The following is a 13,605-nucleotide window of genomic DNA, read 5'->3' as shown; positions in this document are numbered from 1 at the left end:
TACACGCCTTGCACACATCACTGTAGGAGCGAGCTTGCTCGCGAAAATCGTTAACGATGAAGCGGGCACCCTGAATGCACGCGGAGCCCTTGCGTTTTTCGCGAGCAAGCTCGCTCCTACAATTAGAACGTCGCTGTCTCGATTTCCGGAGTTCTCCCATGACGGTCCATGCCGACCTTTCGCCGACCCTTCAACTCGCCATCGACCTGATCCGTCGCCCGTCGGTCACGCCGATCGATGCCGATTGCCAGAAGCTGATGATGCAGCGCCTGGGCGACGCCGGTTTTGCGCTCGAGCCGATGCGCATCTTCGATGTGGATAACTTCTGGGCCACCCATGGCAACCAGGAAGGCCCGGTGCTGTGCTTCGCCGGCCACACCGACGTGGTGCCGACCGGCCCGGTGCAGGCCTGGCAGAACGACCCATTCGACGCGCTGATCGACGAACACGGTATGCTCTGCGGCCGTGGCGCGGCGGATATGAAAGGCAGCCTGGCGGCGATGCTGGTGGCGGCGGAGCGTTTTGTCGCTGACTACCCAGACCATAAAGGCTCGGTTGCCTTCCTGATTACCAGCGATGAAGAAGGCCCGGCGCACCATGGCACCAAGGCCGTGGTCGAGCGCCTGGCCGCACGCAATGAGCGCCTTGACTGGTGCATCGTCGGCGAGCCATCGAGCACGACGCTGGTGGGCGATGTGGTCAAGAACGGCCGTCGTGGCTCCCTCGGTGCCACCCTGACCGTGCGCGGTGTACAGGGCCACGTGGCGTATCCGCACCTGGCGAAGAACCCGATCCATCTGGCCGCACCGGCATTGGCCGAACTCGCCGCCGAGCATTGGGATGACGGCAACACCTTCTTCCCACCGACCAGTTTCCAGATCTCCAACCTTAATTCCGGCACCGGCGCCACCAACGTCATTCCCGGCGACCTGACAGCGGTGTTCAACTTCCGTTTCTCCACCGAATCCACCGTGGAAGGGTTGCAGCAGCGGGTCGCAGCGATCCTGGATAAACACGGCCTGGACTGGCATGTGGACTGGGCGCTGTCGGGTCTGCCGTTCCTCACCGAGCCGGGCGCATTGCTCGACGCGGTATCGGCCAGCATCAAGGCGATCACCGGGCGTGAAACCAAGGCATCCACCAGTGGCGGTACCTCCGATGGCCGTTTCATTGCGACCCTGGGTACCCAGGTGGTCGAATTGGGCCCGGTGAATGCGACGATCCATCAGGTCAACGAGCGCGTCCTCGCCAGCGACCTCGATGTGTTGACCGAAATTTACTACCAGACCCTGATCAAGTTGCTCGCCTGATGCTTGCCTGCCCTCTTTGCAGCGCCCCGCTCACTGCGGTGGACAACGGTGTGGCGTGCCCCGCCGGGCACTGTTTCGACCGCGCGCGCCAGGGTTACCTGAACCTGTTGCCAGTGCAGCACAAGAACAGCCGCGACCCGGGCGATAACCTGGCGATGGTCGAGGCGCGCCGCGACTTCCTCAATGCCGGGCACTACGCCCCTGTGGCCAAGCGACTGGCCGAGCTGGCCGCCGAACGCGCGCCACAACGCTGGGTGGACATCGGTTGTGGCGAGGGCTACTACACCGCGCAAATCGCCGATGCCCTGCCCCAAGCCGACGGCTACGCCCTGGATATTTCCAAGGAAGCGGTCAAGCGAGCGTGCAAGCGCAACCCGGCGCTGACCTGGTTGATCGCCAGCATGGCCCGCCTCCCATTGGCCGACGCCAGTTGCCAGTTTCTCGCCAGCGTGTTCAGCCCGCTGGACTGGCAGGAAGCCAAACGCCTGCTCAGCCCTGGCGGCGGCTTGATGAAGGTGGGCCCCACCCGCGGCCACCTGATGGAGCTGCGCGAACGCTTGTACGACGAAGTGCGCGAATACACCGACGACAAACACCTGGCACTGGTGCCGGATGGCATGGGCCTGGCGCACAGTGAAACCCTTGAGTTCACACTGCGCCTGGCCGAGCCCAGGGACCGCGCCAACCTGCTGGCCATGACCCCTCACGGCTGGCGTGCGAGCGCCGAGCGCCGCAGCGAGGTGATCGAAGCCGCCGAACCGCTGCAGGTGACCGTGTCGATGCGCTACGATTATTTCGTGCTTCAATAACCGACTTTTCAGCACCCGCGAATGGATTTTCGAATCCCGCAACGAGGAACATCCATGCGCCAACCCGATATTGAGATTTACCTGAAGGACGCCGACGTCGACTACAAGACTATCGCCGCCTGGCTGGGCGCCGCTTTGGGCCCGTGCACCGAGTGGGTCCAGAAGGGCCAGACCTACAAGTGCAAAGCCGGCAACGTGCCGGTGACCTGGTTGCCAAAAGCCGTCGGCAAATGGAACAGCCTGTACCTGGAAAGCGATCAGACGCCGTGGGACGACGACATCGCCTGCGCCCGCGCCGCGTTTGCCGCATTGAATGTTGAAGTGCGCTGCGCACCGGGGACTTGGGTCGAGGAAGAGGGTGAGGAAAGCGCTGACCGCTGGATGCGCATCAGTGCCGATGGTGAAGAAGAAATCACCTGGAAAACCGCCTGATCCGAGTTGCAAACCCAATCAAATGTGGGAGGGGGCTTGCCCCCGATGACTGAGTGTCAGTCACCAGATACAGTGACTGACCCACCGCTATCGGGGGCAAGCCCCCTCCCACAGGGGTCCAGCAGTGGTCTTAAAGGCCGACCACATCCTCGGCCTGCAAGCCCTTATCGCCTGTCACCACGGCGTATTCCACCTGCTGGCCCTCGGCCAGCGAGCGGTGGCCGTCACCGCGAATAGCGCGGTAGTGCACGAACACATCCTTGCCGTCTTCACGCTGGATAAAGCCATAGCCCTTGGCGTCGTTGAACCACTTCACACTGCCGGTTTCACGCGTTGTCATCTGTTCACTCCCACTGGTTTTTATTATTGAGTCGCTGGCGTTGAACTGCCGAGTATAAGACACGTTCAAAAACCATCAACCCAACTTTACATCGCCGCTTTTTTGCCGATTTTCGATGAATACGGCACACTACCCGCCCGAGCGCCTGCTCGGTTTTTTCCACTTGAAGCAGTTCGCCTATGACCCGCTCCCCGTTCCGTCGTCTGGTGTTTGGCACCTTGCGTCGACTGCTGTACCTCTGGGTTCGCTCGGAGACGATCAACCAGTCGTCCCTCACCCTTAACCTGGACCGCAGCCGGCCGGTGTTCTACGTCCTGCAATCGCCCTCCCTGACCGAATTGGCCGTGGTCGATACCGAGTGCACCAAGGCCGGCCTGCCGCGCCCGGTGCTGCCGGTTTCGGTAGGCCCGTTGATGGAACCCGCAGCGTTCTTTTACCTCACGCCGGACCCGGATTGGCTCGGCCGCCAGGACAAGCGTGGCACACCGCCCACCCTGACGCGCCTGGTCAACACCCTGACCGAACATGCCGAAGAGAATGCACAAATCATTCCGGTCAGCGTGTTCTGGGGCCAATCCCCCGAAAGTGAGTCCAGCCCCTGGAAACTGTTGTTCGCCGACAGCTGGGCGGTCACCGGGCGCCTGCGCCGGTTGCTGAGCATTCTGATCCTGGGCCGCAAGACCCGGGTGCAATTCTCCGCGCCCATCAACCTGCGTGAATTGATCGAGCACAATAAAGGACACGAACGCACCGTGCGCATGGCCCAACGCATCCTGCGCGTGCACTTTCGTAACCTGAAGACCGCCGTGATCGGCCCCGACCTGTCCCACCGCCGCAACCTGGTGAAGGGCCTGGTCAATATGCCACTGGTGCGCCAGGCCATTGCCGAGGAAGCCGAGCGCGAGAAAATCTCGCCGGAAAAAGCCAAGGCGCTGGCGCTGCGCTATGGCAACGAAATCGCCTCGGACTACACCTACACGGCGATCCGCTTCCTGGAAGTGGTGCTGAGCTGGTTCTGGAACAAAATCTACGACGGCATCAAGGTCAATAACATCGAGGGCGTGCAACAGGTTGCCCAAGGCTACGAAGTGATCTACGTGCCTTGCCACCGCAGCCATATCGACTACCTGCTGCTGTCCTACCTGCTGTTCAAGAATGGCCTGACCCCGCCGCACATTGCCGCTGGCATCAACCTGAACATGCCCGTGATCGGCAGCCTGCTGCGCCGTGGCGGTGCGTTTTTCATGCGCCGCACCTTCAAGGGCAACCCGCTGTACACCTCGGTATTCAACGAATACCTGCACACCCTGTTCACCAAGGGTTTCCCGGTGGAGTACTTCGTCGAAGGCGGCCGTTCGCGCACCGGGCGCATGCTGCAGCCGAAAACCGGGATGCTGGCGATCACCTTGCGCAGTTTCCTGCGCTCTTCGCGCATGCCCATCGTGTTCGTGCCGGTGTATATCGGCTACGAACGGGTGCTGGAAGGCCGTACCTACCTGGGCGAGCTGCGCGGTGCGAGCAAGAAGAAAGAGTCGATTTTCGATATTTTCAAAGTGGCAGGCGCGCTCAAGCAGCGCTTCGGCCAGGTCGCGGTCAACTTCGGCGAGCCGATCAAGCTGGCGGAGTTTCTCGACCACGAGCAACCGGATTGGCGCTCCCAGGAACTGGGCCCGAACTACAAGCCGGCCTGGCTGAATGAAACCACCCACCGCCTCGGCGAGCAGGTGGCCCGCCATCTGAACGAAGCCGCTGCGGTGAACCCGGTGAACCTGGTGGCCTTGGCGCTGCTGTCTACCACCCGCCTGGCGCTGGATGAGCAGGCCATGGCCCGCCAGTTGGACCTGTACCTGGCGCTGCTGCGCCGCGTGCCCTATTCACCACATACCACCCTGCCGGAAGGCGACGGCCTGGCGCTGATCAAGCACGTCAAGGACATGAAGCTGCTGTCGGAACAGAGCGATGCCCTGGGCAAAATCGTCTATCTGGATGAGCAGAACGCCGTCCTGATGACCTATTACCGCAACAACGTGCTGCACATCTTCGCCCTGCCCGCGTTGCTGGCGAGTTTCTTCCAGAGCAGTTCGCGGATGAGCCGCGAACAGATCCTGCGCTACACCCATGCGCTTTATCCGTACCTGCAGTCGGAGCTGTTCATCCGCTGGTCTCTGGAGGAGCTGGATGCGGTGGTCGACCAATGGCTGGATGCGTTCGTCGAACAGGGCCTGCTGCGCTTCGAAAACAACGTGTACCTGCGCCCGGCGCCGAGTTCGCGGCATTTCGTGCTGCTGACGCTACTGTCCAAGAGCATCGCCCAGACCCTGCAGCGCTTCTACATGGCGATCTCGCTGCTGCTCAACAGCGGCCAGAACAGCATCAGCGCCGAGGAGCTGGAAGACCTGTGCACGGTCATGGCCCAGCGGCTGTCGATCCTGCATGGCCTCAATGCCCCGGAATTCTTCGACAAGAGCCTTTTCCGACATTTCATCCAGACCTTGCTGGAGCAAGATGTGCTGCGCCGCGATGAAGCCGGCAAACTGAGCTATCACGACCTGCTCGGCGAGCTGGCCGAAGGCGCGGCCAAGCGTGTATTGCCGGCGGACATTCGTTTGTCGATCCGCCAAGTGGCGTTGCATCGCGTCGATGGCGCGGCCGAGCAGCCGGTGGAACCGGCGCAATCCCCACTAGATTGAACAAGGCGCCGGGCGGTTTCCGGCGCCGTTGATAAGGAGCTGCACCATGAAGAAGATCATCCTCCTGGGCCTCACGGCCCTACTCGGAGCCTGCCAATCCATGTCTCCCACCCCCAAGGCCAGCCTCGACGGCGAAGTGTTCTACCTGCAACGCATCGCGCTGCCGCCCACCGCCACCTTGAGCGTCAGCCTGCAAGACGTGTCGCTGATGGACGCCCCGGCCGTGGTGCTCGCCGAACAGAAAGGCCCGATCAAAGGCCAGGTGCCGCTGGCGTTTCACTTAAGTTATGACCCGGCGCAGGTCAAGCCGGGCCATCGCTATTCGGTCAGCGCTCGCATCGAGGTGGATGGCAAGCTACTGTTCATCACCACTGAACGGCACGCCGTACAGCTCGACGGCCAGGATCAACAGCCGCTGCGCGTGCGCGTCGATGCTGCAGCCCACTGAATTCAACCACAAGGAAGCGCCCATGCTCCGTAACCCTCTTCGCCTCACGGCCCTGCTCACCGGCCTGCTGCTGGGCACCAGCGCCATGGCACTGGACCTTGGCAGCCTGTCCCAGGGCGACGCCAGCGGCGGCCTCAAGGACGCCTTGACCCAAGGCGCGCAGATCGCCGTGAAACAACTGGGCACGCCCGGTGGTTTCAGCAATAACCCCGACGTGAAGATCGGCTTGCCAGGCAAGCTGGGCAAGGTCGCTGACAAGTTGAAGATGTTCGGCATGGGCGATCAGGTCACCCAGCTCGAAACGAGCATGAACAAAGCGGCGGAAACCGCCGTTACCCAGGCTCAGCCGATTCTGGTCAATGCCGTGAAAAACATGAGTGTGACCGATGCCAAAGGCATCCTCAGTGGCGGCCAGGACTCAGCTACCCAGTACCTGAATAAGAGCAGTCGCGACCAAATCCGCGCCAAGTTCCTGCCCATTGTCAAGGCTGCCACCGACAAGGTCGGCGTGGCCCAGCAGTACAACGCGCTCGCCGGCAAGGCCGCCGCGTTTGGCGCGGTGGACGCCAAAAGCGCCAATGTTGAAAACTACGTGACCGAACAGGCGCTGGACGGCTTGTTCAAGATGATCGCGCAGCAGGAAGAAACGATTCGCAAGAATCCGGCAGCTGCCGCCACCAGCCTTGCCAAGAAAGTGTTCGGCGCCCTGTAGACAGGGTATGCACCCGAGCAGGCGGGGAAGATCACCTGCTCGGGAGCCGCTCACTGCACCGTCAAAACAGCTTGCCGGCCAGCCCGCCAAAGATCACCGCACCCAGCGGCATCACGCCTACGCCGAACTTGATCGAGCCACCACCGCCATGGCAGTCGGGTTTGGGTTTGGGTTTGCACTTGTCATTACAGTCATTTGCAGGTGGCTTGGGCTTTGCGCAGTTACCGCCGCCGAAGCTGCTGCTGACAGAAACGCTCAACGATTTGCCGATGAAAAATCCCATTGGACACTCCTTGAATCATCAGATGTGAGATCCGGCCCGCCGGTATGAAATCCGTCGGACCGAATACCTGTAATCAGGTAGTCCATGAGTGGCGAAACCTTAAGAAACGTTCCTTGCGATGCCCCCTGTCATTGCCGCTTGACCCTGAACCACGCGGCGTAAAGCGCCGGTAGAAACAGCAGCGTCAACGCCGTCGCCACGATCAACCCGCCCATGATTGCCACCGCCATCGGCCCGAAGAACACACTACGCGACAGTGGAATCATCGCCAGTACCGCAGCGAGTGCGGTCAGCACGATCGGCCGGAAGCGTCGGACCGTGGCTTCAATGATCGCCTGCCAGGGCGCCAGTCCTGCCTTGATGTCCTGTTCGATCTGGTCGACCAATATCACCGAGTTGCGCATGATCATCCCCGACAGGGCGATGGTGCCGAGCATCGCCACGAAACCAAACGGTTGACGAAACACCAGCAGGAACAGGGTGACGCCGATCAGGCCCAAGGGAGCAGTCAGAAACACCATCGCGGTGCGTGAGAAGCTGCGCAGTTGCAGCATCAGCAAGGTCAGCACCACCACGATAAACAACGGCACGCCGGCCTTCACCGAGTTCTGTCCGCGCGCAGAGTCTTCCACGGTGCCACCGACCTCCAGCAAATAGCCGTCAGGCAATTCGGCACGCACGCCTTCAAGGGTCGGCAGGATCTGCTGGACCAGCGTCGCCGGTTGTTCCTTGCCATAGATATCGGCGCGCACGGTCACCGTAGGCAGACGGTTACGGTGCCAGATGATGCCTTCCTCAAAGCCATACTCAAGGGTTGCAATCTGCGCCAAGGCCACACTTTTACCGTTGTCGGTGGGTACCGCCAGGCTGGGCAGCAGCGACAACTCAGTGCGTTCGTGAACGGTGCCGCGCAGGAGGATTTCGATCAACTCGTTATCCTCCCGGTACTGGCTGACGGTGCTGCCGGTCAGGGAGCTTTGCAGGAATTTCGACAGATTGGCAGTGCTCACGCCCAGTGCTCGGGCGCGGTCCTGGTCGATATTCAGGTAGACGATTTTGCTCGGCTCTTCCCAGTCCAGATGCACATTGACCACGTGGGTGTTCTCGCGAACCTTGGTTGCCACTTTGCGCGCCAGGGCGCGGACTTCTTCGATGTGCTCGCCCGTCACGCGAAACTGCACGGGGTAGCCCACCGGCGGGCCATTCTCCAGACGGGTGACGCGTGAACGCAGTTCGGGAAACTGTTCGTTCAGGGTTTCGATCAGCCAGGTGCGCAGGCTTTCGCGCTCTTCGATGGTGTTGGCCAGCACCACGAATTGCGCGAAGCTGGCCGCCGGCAGTTGCTGGTCGAGTGGCAGGTAGAAGCGCGGCGAACCGGTGCCCACGTAGGCCACGTAATTGCCGATGCCAGCGTGTTCCTTGAGCAAGGTTTCGAGGCGTTTGACCTGGTCGGCAGTGTTGCTCAGGGAGGCACCTTCGGCCAGTTTCAGGTCGACCATCAGTTCCAGGCGACCGGAGGCCGGGAAGAACTGTTGCGGCACGAAACGGAACAAGGCAACCGAGCCGATAAACAACAGCAGCGTCAGGACGATCACCGTCTTGCGCCGACGTACGCACCACTCCACCAATCGTCTTACGCGCTGGTAGAACGGCGTGCCGTAAGGATCAGGACCGTTGGTGCCGTGTTTAGCCGCATGAATCTTCGCCAGGTCCGGCAGGAGCTTTTCGCCCAGATAGGGTACGAACACCACGGCGGCAACCCAGGACGCCAGCAAAGCGATGGTCACCACCTGGAAGATCGAGCGAGTGTATTCGCCAGTACTCGATTGCGCGGTGGCAATCGGCAGGAAGCCCGCCGCCGTGATCAAGGTACCGGTGAGCATCGGGAACGCGGTGCTGGTCCAGGCGAAACTCGCGGCCTTGAGCCGGTCGTAGCCCTGCTCCATTTTGATCGCCATCATTTCCACAGCGATGATTGCGTCATCCACCAGCAAACCCAAGGCTAATACCAGGGCGCCCAAGGAGATTTTGTGCAGGCCGATGCCGAGGTAGTACATGGCGGCGAAAGTCATCGCCAGTACCAACGGAATCGCCAACGCCACCACCATGCCGGTGCGCACCCCCAAGGAAAAGAAGCTCACCAGCAACACAATGGCCAACGCTTCGGCCAGCACCTGGACGAATTCGCCGACACTGGTTTTCACCGCTGCCGGTTGATCGGAGACCTTGCGCAACTCCATGCCCGCCGGAAGATTCTTCTGCAATCGTGCGAATTCACGCTCCAGGGCCTTGCCCAGCACCAGAATGTCGCCGCCGTCACGCATGGCCACGGCCAGGCCGATGGCGTCGGCGCCCATGTAGCGCATGCGCGGTGCCGGTGGGTCATTGAAACCACGGTGAATATCGGCCACATCACCGATCCGGAAGGTTCGCTCGCCCACCCGAATCGGAAAGTTGCGGATCTCTTCCACGCTCTTGAAGTTACCCGACACCCGCAACTGCACCCGTTCGGTCGGGGTTTCAAAGAAGCCTGCCGTGGAGACCGCGTTCTGCTCCTGCAGCGCCTGCTGCACAGCGGCCATTGGCAAGCCTAGGGTAGCGAGCTTGAGGTTGGACAGCTCGATCCAGACCTTTTCGTCCTGCAGGCCAAGCAGCTCAACCTTGCCCACGTCCGGCACCCGTTGCAGCTGAATCTGGATGCGGTCGGCGTAGTCCTTGAGCACGGCGTAGTCGAAACCGTCACCGGTCAAGGCGTAGATATTGCCGAACGTGGTGCCGAACTCATCGTTGAAAAACGGTCCCTGAATATCCGGCGGCAAGGTCTGGCGGATATCGCTGATCTTTTTGCGCACCTGATACCACAGCTCGGGAATCTGCGCCGAGTGCATGGAATCGCGCGCGATGAAGGTGACTTGGGATTCGCCGGGGCGCGAGAACGAAACAATGCGCTCGTACTCGCCAGTTTCCATCAGTTTTTTTTCGATGCGCTCGGTGACCTGGCGTGAAACTTCCTGGGCCGTGGCCCCAGGCCAGTTGGTTTTGATCACCATGGCCTTGAAGGTGAAGGGAGGGTCTTCGCTTTGCCCCAGCTTGGTGTAGGACAAGGTGCCGACTACCGCCAGCAGGATCATCAGGAACAGTACGATCTGGCGATTACGCAACGCCCACTCGGAAAGATTGAAACCCATCGGGGACTACTCCTTGGCCGCCAGATTCACCACACGGTTGGCGCGATCCACCGGGCGCACTTGCTGCCCCTCATGGAGCACATGAACACCCGCCGCAATCACCCAGTCGGTGGGCGTCAGGCCTTCGAGTACCGGCACGGTCTTCTCTCCAAACGCGCCGATGCGCACGGGTGTGCGCTTGAGGGTGTTATCCGGTTGCACACGCCAGACGTACGACGCGCCGTTCTCCGCACTCAGGGCAGACAGCGGCACCGACAGTGGAACCACACCGTCGACCTGTATGAATACGCGGGCACTCTGGCCGAGTTCCGCCGGGACCTTACCGCCCGTGAAGGCCACCCGCGCAGCGAAGGTGCGCGACTTCGGGTCGGCGGCGGGCGACAACTCGCGAATGCGCCCGGCAAACCGTTGATCCGGCTGGCTCCACAGCTCAACCGACACCGGCTGGCCGATCTTGAAACGGCCGAAGCCTTGCTCAGGCAGGCTGATCAACACTTCACGCTCGCCATCGGTGGCCAGGGTGAAAACGGTTTGGCCAGCGGAGACGACCTGGCCGACTTCAACCGCGCGCCTGGCGACGACACCGTCCTGGGGCGCACGCAGCACCGCATAGCCGGCCTGGTTGCTGGACACGTCGAATTCAGCGTTGATCTGCTTGAGGCGTGCCTCACCGGCTCGATAAAGATTTTCAGAATTGTCGTACTGGGACCGGCTAACCATCTGACGGTCCATCAGGGTCTTGTAGCGGTCACGCTCGGCGCGCACCAGGCTCAGGTTGGCTTGGGCAGCCGCCACTTGGGCACGGGAGGCTTCCAGTTGCAGACGCACATCCTGGGGGTCGAGCTCTGCCAGGGGCTGGTTGGCCTTGACCCGCTCACCCTCTTCCACCAGGCGCTTGCTGACTTTGCCACCGATGCGAAAGGCCATATCCGGTTCATAGCGGGCGCGCACTTCACCTGGATAGCTGTCCATCGCCTGCGCCGAAGGCTGGGGTTGCACCACCATGGCCGGGCGAATAGTGGTTTGGACCGCGTCTTCGTGGCCGCAGGCGGCTAACAGGAAGACCAAGCTGACAGGCAACGCAAGGGGCAGGAAAGTACTGCGCATGCTGTAGGACCTTTCGCAAATGAAGCTAGGAATAATTATACTGGCCGGTATGTTATTAATACCAAACTCACCAGTCCAGTATTAAAGGTGAAAATGTCCGACAATCCTATAAACACCAACAGTCCCGGGCGCCCCAAGGACATGGCAAAACGCCAGGCAATCCTCGAAGCCGCCAAAGTTCTGTTTTTGGGCAATGGCTATGCCAGTACCAGCATGGACGCTGTGGCGCTTGAAGCGGGGGTGTCGAAACTGACCGTCTACAGCCACTTCACCGACAAAGAAACCTTGTTCACTGCCGCTGTCGTCGCCAAGTGCGAGGAACAACTGCCGGTGATGTATTTCGAACTGCCCGACGCCATGCCGGTGCAAACAGTGCTGCTGAACATCGCGCGCGGGTTTCATCGGCTGATCAACAGCGAGGAATCGGTGAACCTGCATCGCCTGATGATGACGACCGGCAATCAGGACGTGAAACTCTCACAGATCTTCTTCGAAGCAGGCCCCATGCGCATGTTGCAGGGCATGGAGCGTCTGCTCAGTCGAATCGACGAGAGTGGCGCCCTGAGCATCGACAAACCCTTCAAGGCGGCCGAGCACTTCTTTTGCCTGCTCAAAGGCACCGCGAACTTCCGTCTGCTGTATGGCTGTGGCGGGCAGTTGAGCGAGGCGGACGCCGAGGCGCATGTGCAGGAGGTGGTGGGGTTGTTTATGCGGGCATATGGGCGAGGGGCAGCGGCAAGTGGTTAGCTGCAAGCGGCAAGTTCAGCGCGCTTGCAGCTTAAAGCTCAGGGCTTGAGTGCTTTTTTAGGATAAATATCGTACCGACTGGATTTACCCTCCAGCGCATGGCTCGGCTTGGGCCCCTCAATGCACGGTGCCTTGCGCGGGCGCTTGACCACCACACGGTGGCTGGCCAGGGCCAACGCCGCTGCGAGCAAGGCCGGTGCGTCCGGGTCATCGCCGACCAGTGGCCGGAACAGACGCATTTCCTTCTTCACCAGGGCGGTTTTCTCACGATGCGGGAACATCGGGTCAAGGTAGATCACCTGCGGCGGCTCACCCTCCCAATTGCACATCACCTCGATGGAGTTGCCCTTGAGCAGCTGCATCCGCGCCACGATCGGCGCTACTTCAAAATCCTCTGCAGCGCGTGCCAGGCCATCTTCAAGCAAGGCGCCGATCAACGGCTGGCGCTCGACCAGGCTCATCTCGCAGCCCAGGCTGGCCAGCACGAAAGCATCCTTGCCCAGGCCCGCCGTGGCGTCGAGCACGCGCGGGCGAACGCCTTGGGCGACGCCCACGGCCTTGGCGATCATCTGCCCGCTGCCGCCGCCGTACAGCCGCCGGTGCGCTGCGCCGCCTTCGATAAAGTCGACCCGCACCGGCCCCGGCGCGTCAGGCCCGAGCTGCTGCAACTGCAGACCTTGTTCCCCGACTTGCAGGGAAAAATCCGCATCATCGAGTTGCACAGGCAAGCCAAGCAGCGCCGCCCACTGCTCGGCGCGGCCCTGGAATCCTTCGGCCAAAGCCTCGACCCGAATGCGGCTGGCCGCTGGTTGTTCGCTCATCAATCGCTACGCTCAAAAATATTAAGGATCGGCAAACACCGGCCGATAAAAACAACAGTCAGGTATTTTGCCAGAGCTGAGCGTCGACCGAAAAAAATGTCAGACATTCTTCCCCTAACTATCGGTGTACTGCCGACCCACAACCACTACGGCCTGCGCAATACTCAAGCGCTGGCCGGGGTGAGCCATGTGTGGCAGGACTTCTTCGCCCGCGCCCTGGCCGAGCAGCTCGGTGCCACGCCGGGCGCGCTGGCCGCTATGGCGACTGCACCGAAAGACCCGGCGGTGGAACCCGGCGAAGGCGCCGACCTGCTCGCGCAGATCCTCACCCAGCGTGAGTGCGACGTGAAAGACATCGCGATCGCCCCGCCTGAGCCGCTGTTCCTGCCGATTGCCGAATTCGAGACCGAGTTGCTGCCACCCGCAGCGCCACCCTTTCCTGATGAAGACATCATCGCCCAGCAACGCCAGCAGAATTTCGAAAGCGGCTGGGTACGCCCGATTGTCCTGAGCGCAGGTCAACCCGTCGCTGAGCCGGGCCCGGCGCCGCAACCCCGGCCGCTGCACTTGCCGATTGCCGAGTTCGAGCTGGACTTGTTGCCACCGGCCGCGACTCCGTTCACCGAGCAGGCTCTGGCAGAACAACAGAAAGCCCTGGATTTTGACTACCACTGGGCACGCCCGCTGATCGCCAACAACCTGCGCCTGGCCGCCTGAC

At 61.4% G+C, this 13,605-nt stretch carries 13 protein-coding genes; 8 read left to right on the top strand and 5 right to left on the bottom strand.

Annotated features, from left to right (window positions below; all coding sequences use genetic code 11):
• Positions 1-158: 158 nt before the first annotated feature.
• From dapE to C4J89_RS06210, 3 genes are read left to right on the top strand one after another with little or no spacing between them, the layout of a single operon-like run.
• Positions 159-1,310 (top strand): succinyl-diaminopimelate desuccinylase, encoded by a 1,152-nt coding sequence (gene dapE / locus C4J89_RS06220; protein ID WP_124361597.1) that lies wholly within the window; start codon positions 159-161, stop codon positions 1,308-1,310.
• Positions 1,310-2,119: a putative RNA methyltransferase gene (locus tag C4J89_RS06215; RefSeq protein ID WP_124414004.1), complete on the top strand. Its 810-nt coding sequence runs from the start codon at positions 1,310-1,312 to the stop codon at positions 2,117-2,119. Before dapE ends, C4J89_RS06215 begins: the two co-directional genes overlap by 1 nt.
• A gap of 54 nt (positions 2,120-2,173) precedes the next feature.
• Complete coding sequence (locus tag C4J89_RS06210; protein WP_124414003.1) at positions 2,174-2,551, top strand: hypothetical protein; 378 nt, start codon at positions 2,174-2,176, stop codon at positions 2,549-2,551.
• Between the two features lie 130 nt (positions 2,552-2,681).
• On the opposite strand, the gene C4J89_RS06205 is transcribed toward C4J89_RS06210, so the two are convergent.
• Positions 2,682-2,891 (bottom strand): cold-shock protein, encoded by a 210-nt coding sequence (locus tag C4J89_RS06205; protein ID WP_124366102.1) that lies wholly within the window; start codon positions 2,889-2,891, stop codon positions 2,682-2,684.
• Between the two features lie 179 nt (positions 2,892-3,070).
• Between C4J89_RS06205 and plsB the strand changes: the two genes are divergently transcribed.
• Genes plsB through C4J89_RS06190 form a run of 3 tightly spaced genes read left to right on the top strand, consistent with a single transcriptional unit; the run spans position 3,071 to position 6,741 of the window.
• Complete coding sequence (plsB, locus tag C4J89_RS06200; protein WP_124414002.1) at positions 3,071-5,581, top strand: glycerol-3-phosphate 1-O-acyltransferase PlsB; 2,511 nt, start codon at positions 3,071-3,073, stop codon at positions 5,579-5,581.
• Positions 5,582-5,627: 46 nt separating this feature from the next.
• Positions 5,628-6,029: a YbaY family lipoprotein gene (locus C4J89_RS06195; protein WP_124414001.1), complete on the top strand. Its 402-nt coding sequence runs from the start codon at positions 5,628-5,630 to the stop codon at positions 6,027-6,029.
• A gap of 22 nt (positions 6,030-6,051) precedes the next feature.
• A complete protein-coding gene (locus C4J89_RS06190; RefSeq protein ID WP_124361593.1) occupies positions 6,052-6,741 on the top strand; it encodes a DUF4197 domain-containing protein in 690 nt (229 codons plus the stop codon).
• A gap of 61 nt (positions 6,742-6,802) precedes the next feature.
• Here C4J89_RS06190 and C4J89_RS06185 read toward each other — a convergent pair whose 3' ends face one another.
• From C4J89_RS06185 to C4J89_RS06175, 3 genes are all read right to left on the bottom strand, one after another.
• Complete coding sequence (locus C4J89_RS06185; RefSeq protein ID WP_124361592.1) at positions 6,803-7,024, bottom strand: hypothetical protein; 222 nt, start codon at positions 7,022-7,024, stop codon at positions 6,803-6,805.
• Positions 7,025-7,152: 128 nt separating this feature from the next.
• Entirely contained in the window at positions 7,153-10,212 is a 3,060-nt protein-coding gene (locus tag C4J89_RS06180) for an efflux RND transporter permease subunit (protein WP_124403291.1), read from the bottom strand.
• Between the two features lie 6 nt (positions 10,213-10,218).
• Positions 10,219-11,319, bottom strand: coding sequence for an efflux RND transporter periplasmic adaptor subunit (locus C4J89_RS06175; RefSeq protein ID WP_124361590.1), 1,101 nt, complete (start codon positions 11,317-11,319; stop codon positions 10,219-10,221).
• A gap of 93 nt (positions 11,320-11,412) precedes the next feature.
• Here C4J89_RS06175 and C4J89_RS06170 point away from each other — a divergent pair, with 93 nt between their 5' ends.
• Positions 11,413-12,066, top strand: coding sequence for a TetR/AcrR family transcriptional regulator (locus tag C4J89_RS06170; RefSeq protein WP_124361589.1), 654 nt, complete (start codon positions 11,413-11,415; stop codon positions 12,064-12,066).
• A gap of 38 nt (positions 12,067-12,104) precedes the next feature.
• Here the strand turns inward: C4J89_RS06170 and C4J89_RS06165 are convergent, their stop codons facing one another.
• Positions 12,105-12,887 carry a class I SAM-dependent methyltransferase gene (locus tag C4J89_RS06165; protein ID WP_124414000.1) on the bottom strand — a complete coding sequence of 261 codons (783 nt, stop codon included), beginning with the start codon at positions 12,885-12,887 and terminating at the stop codon, positions 12,105-12,107.
• A gap of 96 nt (positions 12,888-12,983) precedes the next feature.
• Between C4J89_RS06165 and C4J89_RS06160 the strand changes: the two genes are divergently transcribed.
• Positions 12,984-13,604, top strand: coding sequence for an energy transducer TonB (locus C4J89_RS06160; RefSeq protein ID WP_124413999.1), 621 nt, complete (start codon positions 12,984-12,986; stop codon positions 13,602-13,604).
• Position 13,605 lies beyond the last annotated feature (1 nt).

Origin of the sequence: Pseudomonas sp. R4-35-07 (assembly GCF_003852235.1) — a bacterium.
In the GTDB taxonomy this organism is placed as follows: Bacteria; Pseudomonadota; Gammaproteobacteria; order Pseudomonadales; family Pseudomonadaceae; genus Aquipseudomonas.
This window is presented reverse-complemented; position numbering and strand designations above follow the sequence as displayed.